Source organism: Stenotrophomonas sp. HITSZ_GD (assembly GCF_029543105.1).
Classification (GTDB): domain Bacteria; phylum Pseudomonadota; class Gammaproteobacteria; order Xanthomonadales; family Xanthomonadaceae; genus Stenotrophomonas_A.
This window is the reverse complement of record NZ_JARQXB010000028.1, coordinates 1-23,080: the sequence shown is the minus strand read 5'-3', so window position 1 is coordinate 23,080 and position 23,080 is coordinate 1. Positions and strand designations below refer to the sequence as shown.

The 23,080-nt window shown below is 69.5% G+C and carries 21 protein-coding genes; 17 read left to right on the top strand and 4 right to left on the bottom strand.

Going from position 1 to position 23,080, the window contains the following annotated elements:
- Positions 1 to 482: 482 nt before the first annotated feature.
- Both P6166_RS16985 and P6166_RS16980 read right to left on the bottom strand, forming a co-directional pair.
- On the bottom strand, positions 483 to 1,532 hold the full coding sequence (locus tag P6166_RS16985) for a LacI family DNA-binding transcriptional regulator (RefSeq protein WP_277765620.1): 1,050 nt from the start codon (positions 1,530 to 1,532) through the stop codon (positions 483 to 485).
- Positions 1,533 to 1,796: 264 nt separating this feature from the next.
- The gene (locus P6166_RS16980) at positions 1,797 to 3,344 is read right to left on the bottom strand and encodes a histidine kinase (protein WP_277765619.1); all 1,548 of its coding nucleotides are present in this window, start codon (positions 3,342 to 3,344) and stop codon (positions 1,797 to 1,799) included.
- Between the two features lie 288 nt (positions 3,345 to 3,632).
- Between P6166_RS16980 and P6166_RS16975 the strand changes: the two genes are divergently transcribed.
- Both P6166_RS16975 and P6166_RS16970 read left to right on the top strand, forming a co-directional pair.
- A complete protein-coding gene (locus tag P6166_RS16975; RefSeq protein ID WP_277765618.1) occupies positions 3,633 to 4,322 on the top strand; it encodes a response regulator transcription factor in 690 nt (229 codons plus the stop codon).
- Between the two features lie 112 nt (positions 4,323 to 4,434).
- Positions 4,435 to 4,833, top strand: a complete 399-nt coding sequence (locus P6166_RS16970; RefSeq protein WP_277765617.1) for a response regulator transcription factor — start codon at positions 4,435 to 4,437, stop codon at positions 4,831 to 4,833.
- Positions 4,834 to 4,839: 6 nt separating this feature from the next.
- On the opposite strand, the gene P6166_RS16965 is transcribed toward P6166_RS16970, so the two are convergent.
- Positions 4,840 to 6,009, bottom strand: coding sequence for a hypothetical protein (locus tag P6166_RS16965; protein ID WP_277765616.1), 1,170 nt, complete (start codon positions 6,007 to 6,009; stop codon positions 4,840 to 4,842).
- Between the two features lie 155 nt (positions 6,010 to 6,164).
- On the opposite strand from P6166_RS16965, the gene P6166_RS16960 reads away from it, so the two are divergent.
- The 15 genes from P6166_RS16960 to hemC all read left to right on the top strand — a co-directional run bounded on the left by P6166_RS16960 (position 6,165) and on the right by hemC (position 22,146).
- Positions 6,165 to 6,581, top strand: a complete 417-nt coding sequence (locus P6166_RS16960) for a hypothetical protein (protein WP_277765615.1) — start codon at positions 6,165 to 6,167, stop codon at positions 6,579 to 6,581.
- Positions 6,582 to 6,599: 18 nt separating this feature from the next.
- Positions 6,600 to 7,244, top strand: coding sequence for a DUF202 domain-containing protein (locus P6166_RS16955; RefSeq protein ID WP_277765614.1), 645 nt, complete (start codon positions 6,600 to 6,602; stop codon positions 7,242 to 7,244).
- A gap of 41 nt (positions 7,245 to 7,285) precedes the next feature.
- The gene (locus P6166_RS16950) at positions 7,286 to 8,911 is read left to right on the top strand and encodes an arylsulfatase (protein ID WP_277765613.1); all 1,626 of its coding nucleotides are present in this window, start codon (positions 7,286 to 7,288) and stop codon (positions 8,909 to 8,911) included.
- A gap of 54 nt (positions 8,912 to 8,965) precedes the next feature.
- Positions 8,966 to 9,880 (top strand): HAD family hydrolase, encoded by a 915-nt coding sequence (locus P6166_RS16945; RefSeq protein WP_277765612.1) that lies wholly within the window; start codon positions 8,966 to 8,968, stop codon positions 9,878 to 9,880.
- Positions 9,877 to 10,842, top strand: coding sequence for a formylglycine-generating enzyme family protein (locus P6166_RS16940; RefSeq protein ID WP_277765611.1), 966 nt, complete (start codon positions 9,877 to 9,879; stop codon positions 10,840 to 10,842). Before P6166_RS16945 ends, P6166_RS16940 begins: the two co-directional genes overlap by 4 nt.
- Positions 10,832 to 11,263, top strand: coding sequence for a DUF1622 domain-containing protein (locus tag P6166_RS16935; protein WP_277765610.1), 432 nt, complete (start codon positions 10,832 to 10,834; stop codon positions 11,261 to 11,263). Before P6166_RS16940 ends, P6166_RS16935 begins: the two co-directional genes overlap by 11 nt.
- Complete coding sequence (locus P6166_RS16930) at positions 11,260 to 12,228, top strand: transporter (protein WP_277765609.1); 969 nt, start codon at positions 11,260 to 11,262, stop codon at positions 12,226 to 12,228. Before P6166_RS16935 ends, P6166_RS16930 begins: the two co-directional genes overlap by 4 nt.
- A gap of 55 nt (positions 12,229 to 12,283) precedes the next feature.
- The gene (locus P6166_RS16925) at positions 12,284 to 12,835 is read left to right on the top strand and encodes a DUF4136 domain-containing protein (RefSeq protein WP_277765608.1); all 552 of its coding nucleotides are present in this window, start codon (positions 12,284 to 12,286) and stop codon (positions 12,833 to 12,835) included.
- 80 nt (positions 12,836 to 12,915) lie between these two features.
- Positions 12,916 to 14,079: a BamA/TamA family outer membrane protein gene (locus tag P6166_RS16920; RefSeq protein ID WP_277765607.1), complete on the top strand. Its 1,164-nt coding sequence runs from the start codon at positions 12,916 to 12,918 to the stop codon at positions 14,077 to 14,079.
- A 16-nt stretch (positions 14,080 to 14,095) separates the two neighbouring features.
- A complete protein-coding gene (locus P6166_RS16915) occupies positions 14,096 to 16,375 on the top strand; it encodes a patatin-like phospholipase family protein (RefSeq protein WP_277765606.1) in 2,280 nt (759 codons plus the stop codon).
- A 291-nt stretch (positions 16,376 to 16,666) separates the two neighbouring features.
- On the top strand, positions 16,667 to 18,583 hold the full coding sequence (gene mdoH, locus P6166_RS16910) for a glucans biosynthesis glucosyltransferase MdoH (RefSeq protein ID WP_277765605.1): 1,917 nt from the start codon (positions 16,667 to 16,669) through the stop codon (positions 18,581 to 18,583).
- A 52-nt stretch (positions 18,584 to 18,635) separates the two neighbouring features.
- The gene (locus tag P6166_RS16905) at positions 18,636 to 19,313 is read left to right on the top strand and encodes an alpha/beta hydrolase (protein ID WP_277765604.1); all 678 of its coding nucleotides are present in this window, start codon (positions 18,636 to 18,638) and stop codon (positions 19,311 to 19,313) included.
- Positions 19,314 to 19,350: 37 nt separating this feature from the next.
- On the top strand, positions 19,351 to 20,376 hold the full coding sequence (locus P6166_RS16900) for a histidine kinase (RefSeq protein WP_277765627.1): 1,026 nt from the start codon (positions 19,351 to 19,353) through the stop codon (positions 20,374 to 20,376).
- Between the two features lie 64 nt (positions 20,377 to 20,440).
- Positions 20,441 to 21,175 (top strand): LytTR family DNA-binding domain-containing protein, encoded by a 735-nt coding sequence (locus tag P6166_RS16895; protein WP_277765603.1) that lies wholly within the window; start codon positions 20,441 to 20,443, stop codon positions 21,173 to 21,175.
- 44 nt (positions 21,176 to 21,219) lie between these two features.
- A complete protein-coding gene (gene hemC, locus P6166_RS16890; RefSeq protein ID WP_277765602.1) occupies positions 21,220 to 22,146 on the top strand; it encodes a hydroxymethylbilane synthase in 927 nt (308 codons plus the stop codon).
- A 43-nt stretch (positions 22,147 to 22,189) separates the two neighbouring features.
- On the opposite strand, the gene P6166_RS16885 is transcribed toward hemC, so the two are convergent.
- Positions 22,190 to 22,999: a DUF481 domain-containing protein gene (locus P6166_RS16885; RefSeq protein WP_277765601.1), complete on the bottom strand. Its 810-nt coding sequence runs from the start codon at positions 22,997 to 22,999 to the stop codon at positions 22,190 to 22,192.
- Between the last annotated feature and the right edge of the window lie 81 nt (positions 23,000 to 23,080).

Sequence of the window (23,080 nt, the reverse complement as noted above, 5' to 3'; positions counted from 1 at the left end):
TTTGACGTTTGATGTTTGAGGGGTGAAGCGCGGCTGTTTGGTTCCGGTCGCGCGGCATCCGGGGGGCAGGCCATGTCGGGGGACGCCCGAAAGCGGCCATCCATGGCCTCGGGGCTCGGTCGGCGACATCCTGTCGCCTCACGCCCCCGACATGGCCTGCCCCCCGGATGCCCGACAGGTCCGCTCGACCGGCAACACAGTCAAAGGCAGATCCGCTTACGAGAAGCCCGCATCACGACGGAGCACCTGTGTGCTCCGTTTGTTTTTGCGACTAAAGGCGGCGGCCGAAGCTTTTGACCTTCGTTCCGTCGCCGGGGATGTATCGGGCGGCCGGGCGCGGGGCGCTGGCGGGGGCGTGTGGCGACAGGATGTCGCCTCACGAGCCCGAGGCCATGGATGGACGTTTTCGGCGTCCCCCGCCAGGGCATGCCCCCACCCGCCCGCGCGACGCGCCCGACGAGTCGAGCCCCCACCGCAGAAAGTCAAAGCACGGGCGGCTTCGCCACAGACCCGCGCTTCACCAGCGTATGCGCCAGCACCTTGTCCACCGGCGTCGCATCCTGGCGGCGGATGCCGCGCATCAGGATGTCCACCGCCGTATCGGCCATTGCCGCGATCGGCTGCCGCACCGTCGTGAGTTCCGGCCACACGTTGGTGGCCGCCGACGTATCGTCGAATCCCACGACCGACAGATCGCGCGGCACGTCCAGCCCGCGTCGATGCGCCACCGAAATCGCCGCCGCCGCCATATCGTCGTTGCTGGCGAAGATCGCGCTCGGCCGCTGCTTGCGCGCCAGCAGCTTCTCGGCCGCTTTCAGCCCCGAACGATAGGTGAACTCGCCCGGCTGTACCCATGTCGGCTCCAGCGCGATGCCGGCTTCTTCCAGCGCCGCGCTGAAACCTTCGAAACGCCGCGCGCTGGCGGTCTGGTTCGGATGGCCCTGGATGAAACCAAAGCGCCGGTGGCCCAGCCCGATCAGATGCCGCGTGATCTCCCGGCTGGCGAGGAAATCGTCGATCCGCACGCGCGAGATGGCGCTCTCCTCCCGTCCCGACGCGATCGCCACCACCGGCACGCCCGCTTCGACCAACTCGGCGATGACCGTCGGCGACTCGCACAGCGGCGGCGGCAGGATCACCCCCGCCACGCTGCGTGCCAGCGTGCGCGCCGCCTCGCGCTCTGCTGCCGGATCCACCTCGTCCCAGGCATCCACCACCAACTGCACCGCCGCCCGCGCGCTGCCGCGCAACGCCCCCACCAGCAGCTGGCGCAGATAACCCTCGCTGGGGTTGGTGTATACCAGCGCGATGCGCGTGGTCTGCGCCGCCGCCAGCGAACTGGCCGCCAGGTTCGGCGTGTATCCGAGCTGCTTCACCGCCCGCATTACCCGTTCGCGCGTGCTTTCGCGCACGTGCACCCTGCCGTTCACCACCCGCGAGACCGTCATCGGCGATACGCCGGCCAGACGCGCGACTTCATCGATCGTGGTGGCTTCGCCCTTGCGGCGCGCGGACTTCCTGGCGGTGACCAATGCCTTCCCCTTCGCTGGACCACGGCCGTCGGGGCGGTGGATCGTCCGGCGATGGTAGCGGCAAAGCCTACCGGCGTGAGCTATTCGGGGAAGACTTGGGTCACCGTGAAGCGTCCCGTCCAGCGGCTACGTTCCCCGGGCGATCCACGTGCCAGACGCCGTCCAGGGGGGCGGGCCAGAGGGTCTCGACATGACACCTCGCCGGGGCAGGCACGTCATCGTCACGGGCGACCGCAGTGGCTGGCTATCGCGGACCGGCAGACGTTAGCTCGGCATTTCCACGGAGGCGGCTTCGGCGAAGGGGAAGCGCACCTCCAGCTGCGTGCCGCCGCCATCGCGCGCCGCCACCGTGAGCTGCCCTCCCAGCAGGCGCGCGCGCTCGCTCATGCTGATCAAGCCCAGCCCGGTGGGCACCTGCCGGCGCCGGCATGGCGGGCCGATGCCGTCGTCGCTCACCGAGAGCACGCAGTCCTCGCCCTGCATGCCCAGGCGCACCCAGGCCTCGTGCGCATGCGCGTGCTTCTCCACGTTGTTCAGTGCCTCCTGCACGATGCGGAACAGGCTCAGCTCGCGCGCATCCCCCAGGCCGTCGGGCGGCACCACATCGCAATGCACGCGCACGGTCGAGCGCTGCCCGTGCCCCTGGCAGAACGCCGTCAACGCACTGGCGAGGCCGGTAAAGCGCAGCATCGCCGGGTGCAATCCATGCGACATGCTGCGGATGTCGTTGGATACCTTCATCAATTCCTGCTGCAACTCGGCCACCGCGTCGCGCTGCGATTCGTCCACGCTCCGCTTGAGGTAGCTCAGCCGGATGGACAGCGCCGCCAGTGACTGGTTGATGTCGTCGTGCAGGTCGCGCGCGATGCGTGTGCGCTCTTCTTCCTGCACCACGAGCACCCGCCCCGCCAACTCGCTGAGCTGGCGGTACGCCTCGCACAGGCACCGGGCGACGCTGCGTTGCTGTTCCACCATCATGGAGATCAGCCACAGCGCACCGGCGATCGCGCACAGCCAAGCCTGCATGCCGAGCAGCGCCGAGGGCGGCGGCAAGGCGCGGAACGGACCGGCACCCCGTTGCGAATACGCCAGGCCCACCGTGCCGCACGTCCACAGCGCCACGCATGCCCCGCCGAGGCCGAAGTGCAGCAGCACCCACAGCAGCAACGGCGCGGCGAAGATCGTCATCAGCGCCGAGGGCAGCACCACGTCGGACAGGGGCGACCACAGCCAGAGCGGCGGCGCCGCGAGCAGGGCCGCGATGGCCAGGTCACGCGACAACTGGCGCGCGGGCATGTCGCCGCGCGGCGACGCCAGCGCCATCACGATAGGCGGCAACAGCAGGTAGCCGGCGGCATGCGTCAGCAGCAGGTGGAGCATGTCGACCCGCGAGTACGTCAGGTTCGCTCCCTGTGCCCACGCCAGCATCCAGCACAGATCCAGCGCGGGCAGCGCCACGCCGACGCATAGCAGCAAGCGCAGCGTGGGCGCCACTTCGCGAGGCGGCCACTCAATCGCTCCCCCACGACGCGCGAGCCAGGCAAGCCCTGCCGCGGGCAGCGGCAGCCATGCCGCGAGCAGCGCCGTCGCTTGCCAGGGCACGCCGGGCATCGGCGGCATCGCTAGCCAAAGCCCGAACATGGTGCCCACCACCGCGGCGATCGATTGGCGATGCGGCCGGGTCAACAACCAGGCCAGCAGCAACGGCGAAGCCACGCTGGAGACCCCGACGTCGTCCTGCCGCACCCACAGCAACGAGGCGATCCTTTCGCCAAGAAAACTCAACGCGCACAGCGTGAGCGCGGGGAGCACATAGCCACCGGCACGCCACCCCGTCCAGCGTCGTCCCGCGCCGTGATCATCCCCTGCGATGGATCCTGGACTGCTCACCTGCAACGCCTCCGCATCCGTGGGTCGCGCCGTGGCAATGCATTTCGGGCGGAAAAATTATGCACGTTTTTCCCTCGTGCACCTGACTGTGCACCGGTTCACTTCTTCACGTGTGGATCACAAGGAATTCACGGCGCGAGCATAGGCTCTGGCCGCATCGGACCTGGGGGGCGACCCGGGAACAAGGCATCGCGGCATCGAATGCTCGGCATGCCTGCCACGCTGATGGAGATTGCGCGCATGGCTCTTGGGATGACGGAAGGCGCGCCGCAGGCGATGCGGCGGCGCCTCGTACTGGCCGACGATCACCTGCTGGTCGCGCAGGGCGTGGAGCGCCTGCTGCTGGAGGTGTTCGACGTGGTCGGGTTGGTGTTCGACGGCGACTCTCTGCTCGATGCCGTGCGGCACCAGGCGCCGGACCTGGTCATCGCCGATATCAGCATGCCGGGCATGACCGGCATCGACGTGATGCGGCGCGCGCAGGACGAGGGCATCGAGGTGCCTTTCATCTTCCTCACCATGCATGCCGACTCGGAGATGGCCTCGCGCGCCATCTGCGCCGGCGGCTGCGGCTACGTGCTCAAGAACGCGGCCGGCGAGGAACTGCTCTACGCGGTGCAGCAGGTACTCGACGGCAAGACCTACGTCACGCCGACGCTGGCGGCCAACGCCATCGCCACCGCCCAGCGCCGCCGCCGCAACCTCACCGACAAGCAGCAGCGCGTGCTGGAATATGTCGCCCGTGGCCTGCGCTCCAAGCAGATCGCCTTCGAGCTGGGCGTGTCGGTGCGCACGGTCGAATCGCACAAGTACGCGATCATGCAGGAGCTGGGCGTGCATGGCACGCTGGAACTGGTGCGCCGCGCCGAGCAGGAAGGCTTGATCATGCCGCACGCCTGAACACGGCGGCCCGGCCGGAACAGTAGTTTTACTTGGGCCGTTCCGGTTGTTTTTCCGTGGTTCCGCCCGCGTGTCGCGCGCACCATGGATCTCCCCATCGCGGGAACGGGCGATGAAACGCGTGAGCGTGCTGCTGGCAGAGGATGGCTGGGCCATGTCCCGCGAACTGGGCGCGATACTCGCGCGCGAATGCGACCTGCTGGCCACCGTCAGCGATGGCCTGGCGCTGGTGCGCCTGGCTCGCGAGATGCGCCCGGATGTCGTGGTCACCGACATTTCCATGCCTGGCATCAATGGCCTGCAAGCGGTGGAGAGCCTGATCGAGGAGGGCCTGGCGCCGCACGTGGTGTTCGTCACCGTGCATGCGGAGCCGCAACTTGTGATGCATGCGCTCGCGCTGGGTCCGTGCGGCTACGTACTCAAGGCCGATGCGGTGGAAGACCTGCTGCCGGCCGTGCGCGCCGCCTCGCAGGGCCGGCGCTATCTCTCCGCCTCCGTGGCGGCCTCGTGAGCCGTATCAGGCCAGCAGGCCGAACAGCCGCGTCGCCAACTCGTCGACGGAGAACACCAGCAGCAGCAACGGCGACAGCGGCATCGCCGCATACAGGAAGATCCGCACCAGGCTCCAGCGTCCGATCGGCACCGCGGGCAGGTTCTTGATGGTCGCGTAGACGCCGGTGAAATCGCACAGCGCGGAGGCGTCGGGCGAATCCAGCAGCTCGCGCGTATCCCCGGCCGGAAGGCCGCGCGGCCAGCGCTGGTCGAACGTGCGCGCCGCGCGGTTGCCCAATGCGTCGTAACGCAGCAGCGCGTGCCGCTTAACCCGCAGCAGCGTCGGCGCGAGCAGCAGCAGCGGCAGCAGCACCAGCGCGCTGCTGGCCATCAGGTAGCCGGCGATCAGGTAGCGCAGCGAGAACATCGATTCACCCAGGTACAGCATGCGGTTGGCGAAGGCCCCGCACAGCACGAAGCCATTGGCCAGCGACAGCACCGCGAAGCGTTCCTGCGCCAGGCCCAGGAAACCCAGGCCGGCCGCGCCGTCCGGATGGCTGGCATGTAGGTCCAGCCGCTGCCGCACCAGCCGCCAGAGCAGGCAGGTCCACAGCAGCAGGCGCCAGAGCCATACGAGCATGACGAACCGGAACAGCGGCATGGAGACGTAGTGCAGCCAGAGCGCGGCCTGGGTGAGCCGGCCGTTCGCATCCACGCTCCACGACGCAACGCCCGGCAGGCGATCGCCCAACGTGGGCCCATAGGTGGTCGAGGCGAGGCAGGCCAGCAGCAGGCAGATCAGCTCCGGGGCGCGCGCGTCGCGAAGCTGCCTGACGCGCCCCAGCGCGTGGCGCAGTGCCGCCTGGCGCGATGGCGCGACCAGCGAGGAATACGCGAACTGGCGCGCCGCCTGGCGCAGGATTTCGTCGCTGCGCGGCGCCATCAGCACCAAGGCGGGCAGCGCGAGCAGGAAGCGCGAGAGCACCGCGTAGTCGCGCAGCAGCGGCATGCCGTGTGTTGTGCGCCACAGCGTGCCGTCCAGCGCGCAGTACATCGCCAACGGCACGAAGGTCAACACCAGCAGGATCACGCACAGCCAGGTGGCCGAACGCGTGCCTGGCCCGATCAGGCGCAGCCGGTCGAGCAGGCGGTGGGTCGGGCCGCCGCGCATCAGCGAAAGATTGTCGCCCGCCATGGCTGGCGTTACCCTGGGTGCGTGTATGCCGCTCAACATGCCAGACGCATCGCGCCGCGCGCGTCAGTAAAAATACTGGCGGAAAAACCGTAGGAACCCGATTGCGCGTGCCAGGCCGCACGCCCGAAGCTGGACGCCTCTGACCGGAGGCAACCGTGGATTCACTGCTCGACTTCCTGCACCGGTTCTGGAGCGACATGTTGGCCCGCACCGAGGGGCCGATGACGTTCCGCTTTCTGCTGCAACCGCTGATGGCGATCATCACCGCGTCCATCGACGGCTACCGCGACGCCACGGCCGGGCGCACGCCGTACTTCCACAAGCTGCTGCACGGCGGCCGCCACGGTACCCGCGTGGAGACCTTCCGCGAAGGCTTCACCGCCGTGGCCCGCATCCTCCTGCTCGGCGTGGCGATGGACGTGATCTACCAGCTGAAGGTCTTCGGCAACTTCACGCATCCGCTGGAAACGCTGGTGATTGCCATCGTGCTGGCGTTCGTGCCCTACCTGTTGCTGCGCGGGCCGATCGCCCGCCTGGCGCGCCGCTGGCAGCAGCGGCGCGGGCCACCCTGACCCCCACCGGACGCTGCCATGAGCCACGCTTCGAAGGATTCAAACGCCGGCGAACCCACGCGCCCGGCCAAGTTCGTCGAGACCGCGCCGCCGCCGTTGCCGCAGGTCGACGCAAGCGATGCCGATGCCGCATCGGTGACTTACTCGCACTACCGCACGGGGCTGTCGAACCACCGCACCCAGCTGTCCGAGCATCGCACCTCGCTGTCGGAGTACCGCACGGACCTGTCGGGCGAACGCACCGAGATGTCGATGCGCCGCACCGGCCTGTCGTTCCAGCGCACGCGCATGAGCGCGGACCGCACGCTGATGTCGATCATCCGCACCGCGCTCTCGTTGATCGGCTTCGGCTTCACGATCTACCAGGTCTTCAGCAAGATGGTGGCGAACGCACTGCACGTGGGCTTCGGCGGCGATGCGCCGCGCAACTTCGGCGTGGCGCTGGTGGCGCTGGGCGTGCTGCTGCTCACGCTGGGAATCGTCTATCACATCCGCTACATGCGCGCGCTTCGCGGCGAACGCGAAGCGATGGCGCGCGAGGGGCTGGTACATGCCGACAGTCCCTACCCGCTCTCCTTGAGCCTGGTCACCGCGGTCCTGCTCTGGGGCATCGGGCTCGTCGCCATCGCGAGCATGGTCTTCGACCTCACCCTGCCGGGCTGAACGCCTCGGCACCTCTTCCGTCCCACAACAGGATGACTGTCATGCCAGCTCCCACCGCCAAGAAATCGCCTGCCGCCAAGTCCCCCGCGACGAAGGCGGCCCCCGCCGCCGGCCGCAAAGCGGACGCCGGCGGGCGCAAACCCAACATCCTGGTCATCTGGGGTGACGACATCGGCATCAGCAACCTCAGCTGCTACACGCAGGGGCTGATGGGTTATCGCACGCCGAACATCGACCGCATCGCCAAGGAAGGCATGCTGTTCACCGATTCCTACGGCGAGCAGTCCTGCACCGCGGGGCGTTCCTCTTTCATCACCGGGCAAAGCGTGTATCGCACCGGCCTGTCGAAGGTGGGCATCCCCGGCGCGCCGATCGGCATGACCGACAAGGCGATCACCATCGCCGCGGCGCTCAAGAACCAGGGCTACACCACCGGGCAGTTCGGCAAGAACCACCTGGGCGATCTCAACCACATGCTGCCGACCAACCACGGCTTCGATGAATTCTTCGGCAACCTGTACCACCTCAATGCCGAGGAAGAGCCGGAGATGTACGACTACTACCGCGAGGAGGAGTTCTCCGAGTTCCGCAAGGGCATCCTGCCGCGCGGCGTGATCCACAGCTGGGCCACCGACAAGGACGACACTACCGTGCAGCCGCGCTGGGGCAAGGTGGGCAAGCAGAAGATCGAGGACACCGGCCCGCTGAGCACCGAGCGGATGGAAACCTGCGACGACGAATTCGTCGCCGCGGCCAAGGATTTCATCCAGCGCGCCCACGACAACGACGAGCCTTTCTTCGTGTGGTTGAACACCACCCACATGCACATGTTCACCCACACCAAGAAGGACAGCCTGGGGCAGGCCGGGCGCTGGCAGTCGCCGTACCACGACACGATGATCGACCACGACCGCAACGTGGGCGAGATGCTCGATTTCCTCCAGGAGCTGGGCATCGACGAGGACACCTTCGTGATGTATTCCACGGACAACGGGCCGCACCGCAATTCCTGGCCCGATGGTGGCACCACGCCGTTCCGCAGCGAGAAGAACACGAACTGGGAAGGGGCCTTCCGCATCCCCCTGCTCGTGCGTTGGCCCGGCCACATCGCGCCGGGAAGCGTGTCCAACGAGATCGTGCAGCACCACGACTGGTTCCCGACCTTCCTGGCGATGGCCGGCGAGCCGGACATCGTGGAGAAGTGCAAGAAGGGCTACAAGGCCATCGGCCGGACCTACAAGAACCACATCGACGGCTTCAACCTCGTGCCCTATCTCAGCGGGCAGGTGGAGAAGAGCCCGCGCAACCTGTTCGTCTACCTCAGCGACGATGGCGACGTGCTCGGCGTGCGCTACGACAACTGGAAGATCGTGTTCATGGAGCAGCGGCTGAAGGGCACGATGCAGCTATGGGCCGAGCCTTTCACCCGGCTGCGCCTGCCCAAGCTGTTCAACCTGCGCACCGATCCTTACGAGTTCGCGGACATCACGTCCAACTCGTACTACGAGTGGTTCCTGTACCACGCGTACATCATCTACGGCGCCTGGGCGATCGCCGACAAGTGGGCCGCGACGTTCAAGGACTACCCACCCATCCAGCGCCCCAACAGCTTCACCATCGACGACGCACTGAAGATGCTGCAGGACGCGGCGACCGGCAGCCACTGAAGCCGTCGGCGGCCGCGGGATGGCACCCGCGGCCGCTTCGGCGAGGAACGATGCATGCCCCGACCCCTGCCCTCCTGGAACGACGGCGCCAAGCGCGAGGCGATCACCGGCTTCGTGGCGCGCGTGAGCGCCGAAGGCGGCGAAGGCTACGTTCCGCCCGCCGAGCGCGTGGCCGTGTTCGACCACGATGGCACGCTGTGGGCCGAATATCCGCTCTACGTGCAGATCTACTTCACCTTGAGCCAGGTGGAACGGCTGGCCGCGGCCGAGCCGGCGGTGAAGGAGAAGCCTGCCTATCGCGCGCTGCTGTCGCATGACATCAAGGCCCTGCACGGCCTGCCCAAGCGCGAAGTGCTGGAGCCGGCGCTGGCGGTGCACGCCGGCATGACGGTGGAAGAATTCCGCGCCACCGCGCGCAGCTGGCTCGCCGAGGCGCGCCACCCCAAGTACGCGCGGCTGTTCACCGCATGCATCTACCAGCCCCAGCTGGAGTTGATGGATTACCTGCGGCGCCACGGGTTCAAGGTGTTCGTGGTCACCGGCGGCGGCATCGAGTTCGTGCGCGTCGTCGCCGAGCGCCTCTACGGCGTTCCCCCGGAGCGGGTGATCGGCTCGAGTACCCGCGCCACGCTGGAACTGGGCCAGGGCTCGGCCTGGGTGCGCAAGCTGCCCGAGATCGGGAGCTTCGACGACCGCGCGGAAAAGCCCGTCAACATCGCCCTGCATATCGGCCGCAGGCCGATCCTCGCCTTCGGCAATTCCGATGGCGATGTCGCGATGCTGCGCTACACGCTGGCCGGCGAGGGCGAGCGCCTGGCGCTGATGCTCCATCACGACGACGGCGAGCGCGAAGCCGCCTACGACCGGCATTTCCTGGTCAGCCCGCTCGACGAAGGACTGGACAAGGCCGACGAGTACGGCTTCCACATGGTCAGCATGAAGCACGATTGGGGGAGGGTATTCGCATGAGTCCGGCCGACGGTGACGGGCACGCGCCCGCCGACATGGTGCAGCTGCCCGGCGGCAGCTTCGTGATGGGGTCCAACGACCATTACCCGGAAGAACGCCCGGCGCGCAAGGTGCGCGTGGGCGCCTTCGCGATCGACCGCTATGCGGTGACCAACCGGCAGTTCGCCCGCTTCGTCGAGGCCACCGGCCATCTCACGCTGGCCGAACGGCCGGTCGATCCGGCCGACTATCCCGGCGCCGATCCCGCGCTGCTGGTGCCGGCCTCGGTGGTGTTCGTGCCGCCGGCCGGGCGCGTGGACCTGGGCAACCTGCACAACTGGTGGCACTACGTGCCCGGTGCCGATTGGCGACATCCGCGCGGGCCGGGCTCCACGCTCGAAGGGCTGGAAGATCATCCGGTGGTGCAGGTCGGTTACGAGGATGCGCTGGCCTACGCGCAATGGGCCGGCAAGGACCTGCCGACCGAGGCCGAATGGGAATACGCCGCCTGGGGCGGGCGCGAAGGCAGCGAGTTCGCCTGGGGCGATGCGCTCGTGCCCCAAGGCCGCTACATGGCCAACACCTGGCAGGGCGAGTTTCCCTGGGAGAACCAGGTGCTCGACGGCCATGCCTGGACCGCACCGGTCGGGAGCTTCCCGCCGAACGGCTACGGCCTGTACGACATGATCGGCAACGTCTGGGAGTGGACATCGGACTGGTACCAGACCCACGACCGCCTGCCCGGCAAGGCCTGCTGCACGCTGGAGAACCCGCGCGGCGGCAGCCGCGAGGACAGCGTCGATGCACGCGCCCAGGGCCCGCGCATCCCGCGCCGGGTGATGAAGGGCGGCTCGCACGTGTGCGCGCCCAACTATTGCCGCCGCTATCGGCCGGCCGCGCGCATGGCCCAGCCCATCGATACGGCCACCTGCCATGTCGGTTTCCGCTGCGTCGTGCGACAGGCACCCGACCATGCTCAATGAATGGCTGCTCCGCGCCAGCGAACCGGTGATCGTCATCATCGACTTGATGGCGTTGCTCATCATCGTCATGGGGACCGCGATCTCTTTCGTGGCCGCGCTGAAGCTGTTCTTCGCCGGCGTGTTTCATCCGGAAGCGCGCGGCGCACGCGGCTACATCAAGGGCCACGCGCGGCGCCTGCTGTGGATGGACTACGGCCGCTGGCTGGTGGCCGCGCTCACCTTCCAGCTGGCCGCCGACATCGTCGAATCGGCCATCGCGCCCACCTGGGAAGCCATCGGGCAGCTCGGTGCGATCGCCGTCATCCGTACTTTCCTCAACTACTTCCTCGAGCGCGACATGGAGGAAGTGCGCGAGCGCGAGGAAGCCCGCCTCGCCTCGGATGTCGCATCGCTTCCCGATTCCAGAGAGACCGCACCATGAAACATCGCCTTCTCCCCTTTCGCGCGTGGCGGCTGCCGCTGCTGTCGTCGTTGTCCCTGCTGGCCGCCGCGCCGGCCTTGGCCACCGAGGGCGCGCTGGGTCGCTCGTTGACCGGCGCGCAGATCCAGGCCTACGCCGGCATCGTGCCCCCCGAGCCGGGCATGCGGTGGTCGCTGGGGTTCCTGCACTACGACGGCGAGATCGGCGCCAGCCGCGCCGCGCCCATCGCCGGCCAGGTCTCACTGGGCCTGCGTGCGAACATGAACCTGTGGTCGGCTACCGGTGTCTATATCTGGCCTACCGGCGAGGGACGCTGGAACTTCGCCTCGATGGCCACCGCGCCGTATGTCATCCCCGACGTGACGGCCACGCTCCAGGCCGGCACGCAGCAGCGCCGGGTGAGCGACAGCACCTCGGACTGGTTCGACGCCTACTTCGCGCCGGTGATCGCCAGCTACCACATCAGCCAGGTGGAACACGTCTCGCTGGGCCTCTACATCTATGCACCCACGGCCAAGTACGACCCAAACCGGCTCGCCAATCCCGGCATGAACGTGTGGACGTTCTCGCCCAGCGTCGGCTACACCCATCTTTTCCAGCAGGGCACGCTGGAGTTCAGCCTGCTCGGCGCGGTGGACCTGTACGACCGCAACGACGACACCGGTTACAAGAACGCGCCGGTGTGGCGCCTGGACTCGATGCTGGTCAAACGCACGCCCAGTGGCTGGGGCTTCGGTGCGGTCGGTGGCTGGATCCAGCAGCTCGGCGACGACGAGGGCGCCCTGGCCGACCAGCTCAATGGCTTCAGGGGTCGCTCGTTCGGCCTGGGCCCGGTGCTGACCTACGGAAAGAAGTGGTCCGGCGGCGAGCACCTGGACTTGAGCGTGCGCTACGTCTCCGAGTTCAGCGTCAAGAACCGCTTCGACGGTCATCCCGTGCTGGTGACGGCCAGCTTCGGCTTCTGATCCCCCGCCGGCCCGGCCGGCGGCCTCCCGCTGTTTCCCATGACAGGAGATCGCCATGAAAACCCGCGTGTTCCTCGCCGCCTTCGCGCTGCTCGCATTGGCGGCCTGCGCCTCTTCCCCGACCGTGAAGACCGACCACGACCCGTCCGTGGACTTTTCCAAGTACCGCACCTACACCTGGGGCATGAAGCCGCAGGCCGGCTCGCCGCTGGTGCAGCAGCGCATCGTCGACGGCATCGATGCGCGCCTGCAGGCCCGCGGCTGGCGGCAGGCGCCGGACGGGCAGGTCACGCTGGCCGCCCACATCATCACCTCGCAGAAGCAGACGCTCGATACGTTCTATACCGGCACCGGCATGGGCGGCTGGGGTTGGCGAGGCGGCTGGGGCGGCGGCATGGCGATGGGCAGCGCGCAGACCACGGTGCGTACCTACGATGTCGGCACGCTGGTGGTGGACATGTTCGACACCGCCACCCAGCAGGCGATCTGGCGCGGCACCGCCAGCGGCACCGTGCCCAGTTCGCCGGAGAAGGTGAACGCCGCGGTCGAGGCCGGGCTGGACAAGATGTTCGCCGGCTTCCCGCCGGGTGCGGCGCCGGCCAAGTGAGCCCTGGCAGCGCCGCCCGCCATCGGCCGCCGCGCGAGCGGTGTCGCCGCAGGCGACGCTGGGCCCGCTGCCTGCTCGGCGTGGCCGCCTGGCCCTGCTGGGCGGCGGCGCAAACCGCCGGTGCCGCGCCGCCCGCGGTGTCGCCGGAGACGGACAAGCCCGGCTTCTGGCAGCGCCTGCACGATCCGCAGGACGGCCGGCTGGACCTGTCCGACTGGCTGCTCAATCACCGCGGCGTGCTGCCGGTGCCGATCGTCATCACCGAGCCGGCGCTGGGTTACGGCGGCGGCGTGGCGCTGGCGTTCTTCCACCGCCCCGAAGGCAGTGCGGCCACGCGCACCACGGCGAGCGGGCAGACGCGCTTCATCGCGCCCAACCTCTACGGCGCGATGGGCATGAAGACCGAGAACGGCAGCCATGCCTACGGCGGCGGCGCGGTCCTGCATTTCGACGAGGATCGCTGGCGTTACAAGGGCGGCGTGGGCAAGGCCTCGTTCAACCTGGATTTCTATACCCAGGGCCGCCTCCTTCCCGCGCGGGAGGTCGGCTACAACGTCGATGGCCTGGCCTCGTTCCAGCAGGTGGCGCGGCGCCTGGGCGATGAAGATGTGTTTGTGGGCGTGTCGTGGATCTACATGGACCTCGATGTGACCTTCGACAGCGCCGGCGACCGCCAGTTCTTCAGCGACCGGGAGCTGGCGCAGAAGAGCTCCGGGCTGGGGCTGATGTTCGAATACGACACGCGCGACAACCCCTTTACGCCTTCCCGCGGCTGGACGGCGGTGCTGGACGCCAACTTCTACCGCGAGGGCTTTGGCGGCGACGTCGATTTCGACAGCTACCGCGCGCACGCATTCGCGTACTGGCCGTTGTCGAACCAGCGGTTCGTCGTGGGCGCGCGCTTGGACCTGCGCGCCGTTGGAGGCGACGTGCCGTTCTATCGGTTGCCCTACGTGGACATGCGCGGCATCGCCGCGGGCCGTTACCAGGACCGGCGCGCGGCGATGGCCGAGAGCGAATGGCGCTGGAACCTGACGCCGCGCTGGGCGGTGCTGGGCTTTGTCGGTGCCGGTCGTGCGTGGGGGCGCAAGGAAGACTTCGGCGACGCCACCACGGCGGTGGCCAAGGGCGCCGGCTTCCGCTACCTGCTCGCCCGCAAGCTGGGCCTGTATGGCGGGCTCGATTATGCGTGGGGGCCGGACGACCACACGTTCTATATCCAGATGGGTAGCGCCTGGCGTTAACCCGCGGAGATTCCCGATGCGCACGTGGCCGGTGACCGCAATCCCGCAGGCGTGGTTGGGCCTGCTCTTGTGCCTGGCCTGGCCGGCCTGTGCGCAGCCGGCCACGCCGGCGCCGGACGCCTTCGCCGGCCTGGACGGCCACCAGTGCGGCGAACGCGCGCCCGGCGACACGCGTCCGCGCATCGGCTTGGCGCTGGGCGGTGGCGGCGCGCGCGGCATCGCGCATGTGCGCGTGCTCCGGAAGCTGGAAGAACTGCATATCCCGGTGGATTGCATCGCCGGTACCAGCGCCGGCGCACTGGTGGGCGCGCTGTACGCGGCCGGGCGCAGCCCGCAGCAGATCGAGGACGTCGTGCTGTCCACGGACTGGAAGGCGACCTTCACCGATACCTTGCCGCGCCGTGATCGCAGCCTGCGTCGCAAGGCCGACGACTACACGCGCCTGGCGCCGATCGGCGTGGGCATCGGCGGCGACAGCGGCAGCGTGCGCCTGGCCGCCGGCCTCAGCCAGGGCCAGCGGCTGATCGCCGTGTTCGAGAACGCCACCGGCGGTGGCCGCGTGGCCGGCGACTTCAACCAGTTGCCGATTCCTTTCCGCGCCGTGGCCACCGACATCAACACCGGCCAGGCGGTGGCGCTGGGGCAGGGCAGCCTGGCGATGGCGATGCGCGCGAGCATGTCGCTGCCGGGCATCATGCACCCGGTCAACCTCGACGGGCGCGTGCTGCTCGATGGCGGCATCGCCAACCAGATTCCCATCGACGTGGTGCGCGCCATGGGGGCCGAGCGCATCATCGCGGTGGATGTCGGCACGCCGCTGCGCGTGCTGGGCAGCGATGCGAGCGTGCTCGACGTGGTGGACCAGATGAGCGGGTTCCTCACCGTCGGCAGCGCGCAACGCCAGCTGGCCACGCTCGGGCCGCAGGACCTGGTGGTCCGCCCCGACCTCAGCGGCCGGGTCGCCACCGGCGAGTTCGACAAGGCGCCGCTGGCGCTGGAGATCGGCCAGGCCGCGGCCGATGCGGCCGCGCCGGCGCTGCGCCGCTACAGCGTGGACGAGGCCACCTACGCCGCGTTCCGGCAGCACCAGCGCACCGCGCTGCCGGCGCCGCCCACCGTGCAGTTCGTGCGGCTGGTCAACGACACGGGTTATTCGGACGACGTGCTGATGGGCTACCTGCCGCTCCGGGTTGGCGCGCCGCTGGATGCGCCGGCGGTGCAGGCGGGCATCCTGCGTGCGTATGGGCTGGGCACGCTGTCGAGCATCACCTACGAGGTGGTGCGCGAGCCGGCCGGCACCGGCGTGGTGGTGACCGCGCATCCCAAGCCCAACGGCCCGGCCTATGTCGAGGCCGGCATGACGCTCAGCAACGACCTGGAAGGCAACCACGAAGCGAACCTGCGCGCGGGCCTGCGCTTCTCGCCGATTTCGCCCAACGGCGCCGAGGCGCGCGTCACCGCGCAGATCGGCAGCGAGCCGGGCCTCACCGGCGAGTACTACGCGCCGCTGGACCCCGCCAACCGCTACGCATTCGATGCCTTCGGCGGATTCCAGACGCGCAGCTTCAATATCTTCGACGCGAACGGCGTGCGCATCGAGCGCGACCGCGTGCAGCGCTACGGCGCCGCGGCGGGCATCGCGCGCAACTTCGGCGAGGTCGCCAGCCTCGGGCTCGGCGTGGAGCGCTACGCCGGCGATGTACGCGCCATCATCGGCGCGCCGCCCCAGTCCAAGCGCTATTTCCAGCAGGCGGCCCTGACCGCGCAGTTCGACTGGGACGACATCGACAGTGTGTTCTTCCCGCGCGACGGCGTGCTCGGCCGCCTGGGCCTGCGCAGCTCGCAGCCCTGGCTGGGCGCCGACGCGCGCTTCGACCAGCTGGACTTCGACCTCGTCGGTGCGCGCAGCCTCGGCCCGCACGCGTGGCAACTGGGCTTGCGCTACCACGCCACCGTCTCCGGCCAGGCCCCGCCGGAAAGCCTGTACCGGCTGGGCGGGCGCTGGCGGCTGGCCGGCTTCCAGAGCAACGAGCTGACCGGCCAGGACTACGCGCTGGGCTTCGTCGGCTACACCTACGAACTGGGGAGGGTACTCGGCCGCTCGGCGCAGGTCGGCGGCACGCTGGAGTACGGCAATGCGTGGCAGCGGCGCAGCGACATGAGCCTGGCCGACGGCATCGTCAACGGCAGCCTCTTCATCGGCTTCGATTCGTGGATCGGCCCGCTGATCTTCGGCATGGGCCTGCGCGAAGGGGGGCACCGGGTGGTTTTCATCGAACTGGGCCAGTCCCTGTAGCGCCCGGCGGCGCGCCGGAACGGCCCCGCCCGGGCTTCCGAGGCCGGGCGGGGGCTGCCTATTCACGTTGGGCGACGGTTGGGCAAAACCGGCGTAGTCTGCCGCCCGGGGAAACCGCCTGACGGGGAGGGCACGGGTTCCCCACGCGTGATGACCTAACATGGGCGGCGATTTTCCGTCGCGGCCGAGGAGTAATTGTGTTCTTAGTGGTTGGGAAAGCGATGCGTGGCGTCCGCCGGACACGCCGCGCCGGCCGCGTCTTGTGCGCCCGCCCGGGGCAGGCTGCCTGACATGAGCGCCACCGTGATCGAAGACGTCGCGCCCGTCCGCGACGCCGGCCTGGCCGTGCTGCCGGCCGAATCCCCCCTGGACATGCCCGAGCAGTCCCTGCGCGCCGGCCACCTGCAGGTGCCGCGCCAGCGCACCTCCCCGCGCGGCATCGGCCTGCGCCGCTTCTACCTGATCGGCGGCACCGCGGCGATGACCCTGGCGGCCACCTGGATGATGGCCTCGGTGATGTGGGCCGACGGCATCAGCGTGCTCGAAGCCTGCCTGCTGGTGCTGTTCGTGCTGCTGTTCGCCTGGGTGGCGATGTCCTTCGCCAGCGCCGTGGCCGGCTTCATCAGCGTCGTGTTCGGGCGCGGGCGCAAGCTCGGCATCGACCCGGACGCCCCGCTGCCGACCCTGCACAGCCGCACGGCGCTGCTGATGCCCACCTACAACGAGGACCCGCGGCGCCTGCTCGCCGGCCTGCAGGCGATCTACGAGTCGGTCGCCGCCACCGGCCAGCTGGAACGCTTCGACTTCTTCATCCTCAGCGACACCACGCGCCCGGCCATCGGCCTGGCCGAGGAGCGCGAGTACGCGGCGCTGTGCGAACGCACCGGCGGCGCCGGGCGCATCTACTACCGTCGCCGCGCCGACAACGCCGGGCGCAAGGCCGGCAACATCGCCGACTGGGTGCAGCGCTTCGGTGGCGACTACCCGCAGATGCTCATCCTCGACGCCGACAGCCTGATGAGCGGGGACACCATCGTGCGCCTGGTCGCCGGCATGGAGGCCAACCCGGACGTGGGCCTGATCCAGAGCCTGCCGGCGGTGGTCAACGGCCACACGCTGTTCGCGCGCATGCAGCAGTTCGGCGGCCGCGTGTACGGCCCGATCGTCGCCTACGGCGTGGCCTGGTGGCATGGCGCGGAAAGCAACTACTGGGGCCACAACGCGGTGATCCGCACGCGCGCGTTCGCCGCGCACGCCGGCCTGCCGGCGCTGCCCGGGCGCAAGCCGTTCGGCGGCCACGTGCTCAGCCACGATTTCGTCGAGGCCGCGCTGATGCGCCGCGCCGGCTGGGCCACCCACATGGTGCCTTACCTGCAAGGCAGCTACGAGGAAGGCCCGCCGACGCTGACCGACCTGCTCATCCGCGACCGCCGCTGGTGCCAGGGCAACCTGCAGCACGCCAAGGTCGTCACCGCCAAGGGCCTGCACTGGGTCAGCCGGCTGCACATGATGATCGGCATCGGCCATTACTTCACCGCGCCGATGTGGGCGATGCTGATGCTGATCGGCATCGGCATCCCGCTGGCCGGCAACGATATCGACCTGGCCGCCGAACTGCCGTTCTCGCCGGCGCGCTACTGGCACGCGCAGGGCGACAACGGGGTGCTGTGGGTGTTCGCGCTGACCATGGGCGTGCTGCTGGCGCCCAAGGTGCTCGGCTACCTGGCGCTGCTGTTGAACCCGGCCGAACGGCGCGCCTGCGGCGGCGCGGTGCGCGCGCTGCTGAGCATCCTGTTGGAGACGGTGCTGGCCGCGCTGATGGCCCCGGTGGTGATGTACCTGCAATCGCGCGGCGTGGCCGAAGTGCTGGCCGGCAAGGACTCGGGCTGGGACGCGCAGCAGCGCGACGACGGCAAGATTTCCTGGATCGCGCTGATCAAGGGCTACGGCGGCCTGAGCCTGTTCGGCCTGCTGGCCGGGCTGATGGCGTACATGGTCTCCCCGTCGCTGGCGGCGTGGATGGCCCCGGTGGTGATCGGCATGGTGCTGGCGATTCCGGTGGTCGCGCTGACCTCGCTGCGTCGCGCCGGGCAGGCCTTGCAACGCCTGGGCATCTTCGCCATTCCCGAGGAAGTCGCGCCGCCGGCGGTGATGGTGCGCGCCGCCGAACTGCGCCGCGCCGCCGCGCGGGCCGCCGCCGCCGAATGAGCGCCGCCGGCCTGCAGGCATAATGCGGCTTTCGCCCGAAGGAAGCCGCACGATGTCCGCCACGCTGGACGCACTCGAACTCGAAACCCGGCCCTCGCCGCAGTGGAGCGTGATCTGGTTGCACGGCCTGGGCGCCGACGGCCACGATTTCGCGCCCATCGTGCCCGAGCTGGTGCGCCCGCACTGGCCCGCGCTGCGTTTCGTGTTCCCGCATGCGCCGGTGCGCGCGATCACCATCAACAATGGCGTGCGCATGCGCGGCTGGTACGACATCGCCAGCTTCGATTTCGCCGACCGCGCCGACCGCCAGGGCGTGCTGGAATCGGTGGCGCAGGTCGAGGCGCTGATCACGCGCGAACAGGCGCGTGGCATTGCGCCCGAGCGCATCGTGCTGGCCGGTTTCTCGCAGGGCGGCGCGGTCACGCTGGCCGCGGGCCTGCGCCGGCAGGTGCCGCTGGCCGGCCTGGTCGGCCTGTCCACCTACCTGCCCGACGCCGCGCATGCCGCCGAGCACCTCGTCGCGGGCGCACAACGCCAGCCGATCTTCATGGCACATGGCCAGAGCGATCCGGTGATCCCGATCGTGCACGCGCAACAGAGCGCGCAGGCCTTGCAGGCGCTGGGCTTCGACGTGCAGTGGCACGCCTATCCGATGGCCCACCAGGTCTGCGCCGAGGAGATCGACGCGCTGGCGGCGTGGCTGGACCAGCGTTTCGCCGCGGCCGCCTGATACGCCCGTGAGCGATCCCCGCGCCGCCCAGCCGTGGATGCCCGAACTGTGCCGGCTGCCGCGCGTGGGTGCGATGGTCGGCCTGGCCGAGCTGGTGGTGGTGATCGTGATGCTGGTGCCCGATGCCGCCACGCCGGTGACGCTGGGGCGCTTTCTTTCCGCCTCCGGCCTGGCGCTGTGGCTGGCGCTGGGCGTCACGGCGCTGCTGTGCGTGTTGCGCGAGCCGCTGGCGCGTTTCCGGCCGCGCGAAGGCGCATGGCTCGCGTTGGGCTTGGCCTGGCTGGCGGCATTGATCGGCAGCGGCGTGGTGCATGCGTTGTTCGCGGTGACCGGCAGCGGGCCGCTGGGCCAGGGCATCGGCTTCTGGCGCTTCAGCCTGGGCTGCGCCACCACCGTGGCGCTGATCAGCGCGCTGGCGTTGCGCTATTTCTACGTGAGCGACCGCTGGGCCGCGCAGACCCAGGCCAACGCGCGCGCCGAGGCCGATGCGCTGCAGGCGCGCATTCGCCCGCATTTCCTGTTCAACAGCATGAACCTCATCGCCAGCCTGTTGCGCCGCGACCCGCTGGTGGCCGAGCAGGCCGTGCTGGACCTGTCGGACCTGTTCCGCGCCGCGCTGGGGGCCGGCGAAGGCGATTCCACCCTGCGCAACGAATGCGAGCTGGCCGAACGCTACCTGTCGATCGAATCGCTGCGCCTGGGCGAGCGGCTGGCCGTGCAGTGGGCGCGCGGCGAAGACCTGCCCTGGGACCTGCCGATGCCTCGCCTGGTGCTGCAACCCCTGGTGGAGAACGCCGTGCTGCACGGCATCTCGCGCCTGCCCGAGGGTGGGGTGATCACCCTGTCGCTGCGTCGCGAGGGCGCGTGGCTGCGGATCGGCATCCTCAACCCGGCGCCGGACCCGGCCGCGGCGGCCGCCGGCGACCCGCTCGGGCGCGGCGCCGGCCACGCCCAGGCCAGCATCGCGCATCGGCTGGCCTACCGCTTCGGGCCAGGCGCGCGGGTGACGGCCGGCTGGAGCGGAGGCTACTATGCCTGCGAGATCGCCCTGCCGCTGAGTTAGCCGGGCGGGGGAACTGGGGAAATCGCTGCATGTGCGCGTTGCCACCGGCCGGGGAGCGGCTGCCGTGAAAGTGTTGATCGCCGACGACGAGCCGCTGGCGCGCGAACGCCTGCGCTCGCTGCTCGCCGCCCACGCGCGCGTGGAACTGGTGGGCGAGGCCGAGAACGGCGAGCAGGCCTTGCAGCTGGCTGCGGCGCGGCAACCGGACCTGGTCCTGCTGGACATCGCCATGCCCGGCGTCGATGGCCTGGAGGCGGCGCGCCACCTGCGCGACTTCGCCCCGCGTCCGGCGGTGGTGTTCTGCACCGCCTACGACGAGCACGCGCTGTCCGCCTTCGACGCGGCGGCCATCGACTACCTGATGAAGCCGGTGCGCCCGGAGCGCCTGGCCGCCGCACTGGAACGCGCGGCCACGTTCATCGCCGGCCGCGTGCCGGCGGTTCCGGCCGAGGAACCCGGCCGGCGCCGCACCCACCTGTGCGCGCGCCTGCGCGGCAGCCTGCGGCTGATCCCGGTGGAGGAGATCCACTATCTCCAGGCCGAGGAGAAGTACGTGATCGTCCACCACGCGCGCGGCGAGGACCTCATCGAGGAATCGCTCAAGTCGCTGGAGGAGGAATTCGCCGAGCGGCTCGTGCGCATCCATCGCAACTGCCTGGTCGCCCGCGGCCAGTTGGCCGAACTGCGGCGCAGCGGCGACGGCCAGGTGCACGCCGTGTTGCGCGACGTCGCCCAGCCGCTGGAGGTGAGCCGGCGCTGCGTGGCCAACCTGCGCGGCGAACTGCGCCAGGGCGGTTGATCGCACGCAACCCGCGCCCGGCACGGACGGGCGATAATCGGCGCATGAAGACCCTGCGCATCGCCACCCGCAAAAGCCCGCTTGCCCTGTGGCAGAGCGAACACGTCGCCGCCCGCCTGCACCAATGCCACCCGCACCTGGACGTGCTGCTGGTACCGCTGAGCACGCGCGGCGACGAGGTGCTGGATCGCTCGCTGGCCGCCATCGGCGGCAAGGGCCTGTTCCTGAAGGAGCTGGAGCTGGCGATGCTGCGCGGCGAAGCCGATTGCGCGGTGCATTCGATGAAGGATGTGCCGATGGACCTCGACGCGCCGTTCGTGCTGCCGGCCGTGCTGGAGCGCGCCGACGCGGCCGACGCGTTGGTCGGCCGCTACACCGCGCTGGCCGACCTGCCGCAAGGCGCGCGCGTGGGCACTTCCTCGTTGCGCCGGCAGGCCCAGCTGCGGGCGCTGCGTCCGGACCTGCAACTGAGCGACCTGCGCGGCAACGTCAACACGCGCCTGGCCAAGCTCGACCAGGGCGACTACGACGCCATCGTGCTCGCCTGCGCGGGCTTGCAGCGGCTCGGGCTGGGCCATCGCATCGCCGCGCGGCTGGCGCCGCCGCAGTGGCTGCCGGCGCCGGCGCAAGGCGCCATCGCGGTGGAGTGCCGCGGCGACGACCCGCAGGTGATGGAAGTGCTCCAGGCGCTGGACCACCTCGCCACGCGCGAATGCGTGGAGGCCGAGCGGGCGATGAACCGCGCGTTGCACGGCAGCTGCCACGTGCCGGTCGCCGCGTTCGCTACCCACCGCGGCGACGCGCTGCACCTGCAGGGGCTGGTGGGCGATGCGGCCGACGGGCGGCTGGTGCGCGCCGAGGCCGTCGGCGCGGTGGCCGGGCGCGAGGCGCTGGGCCAGGAAGTGGCGCGCGGCCTGATGACCGCCGGCGCGGACCTGCTGCTCGGGCCATACGCGCGCGATTCGGCCTGACGCGGGGTCGTGCGATCCCGCGCGGCGGGCACGCGCGGGGCGATTACTTGAAGGTGTAGACCAGGTTGACCGTGGTCAGCGTGTCGGTCTTCTTGCTGTCGTCGCTGACATCGCTGTTGTGGCGCATCTGCCACGCGGCCTTCAGCGCGAAGCGCTGGTTCATCGCCACCTGCACGCCGAAATCGTTCTGCGCATAGGTGTTGTAGCTGCCCGACTCGATCAGCAGCGTGTTCACCAGGTCGGTGTTCGGGGTGATGGTGTACTTCAGGTCAAACAGGCCGCGGCCGATCAGCCCGGTTTCCTCGCGATCCTCCACCGCATCGTGCGCACGGCGCACGCCGGGGCCGATCTGCGCGTCGAGGTAGAAGTTCTGCCAGTCCAGCAGGCGCGTGCCGTAGCCGATGCCGAAGGTGGCCAGGCGATCGTAGGTGGCGAAATCGTCGGTTTCGTAGCGGCCGGTGGCCGTCAGCTGGCGGTGCTCGCCCAGCTGCAGCGCGCTGCCCGCCGCGGCGGTGTAGCGCTCGGCGGTGGTCTGGCGCTCGCGCGTGGTGCTGCCGTCGTCGGCGGTCACGGTGTATTCGGCGCTGGAACGCATGCCGAACAGGTCCAGCGAATGGATCCAGTCACCGTCGGTATAGCGCCCCTTGAGGCGGCCGTTGAAGCTCTCCGTGGAGCTGTTGCCGTGCGCGGAGGCAAAACCCAGCTCGCCGCTGGAGCCGCTCCACGGCGAGGGAATCACCGCCAGGGCGGGGTCGGTGGGGCCATTGGATACCGCCGGGGTGACGGTCTGCGCGAAAGCGGCGCTGGAGCAGGAAAACAGGACGGCGGCGGTCAGCAGGACACGGCGGGACATGGTCGACTCTCGATCAGGCGGCCAGCAGGCACACGGTGGGGGAAAACGCTTTCATGATAACGGAACCGTTCACGTGGCCGG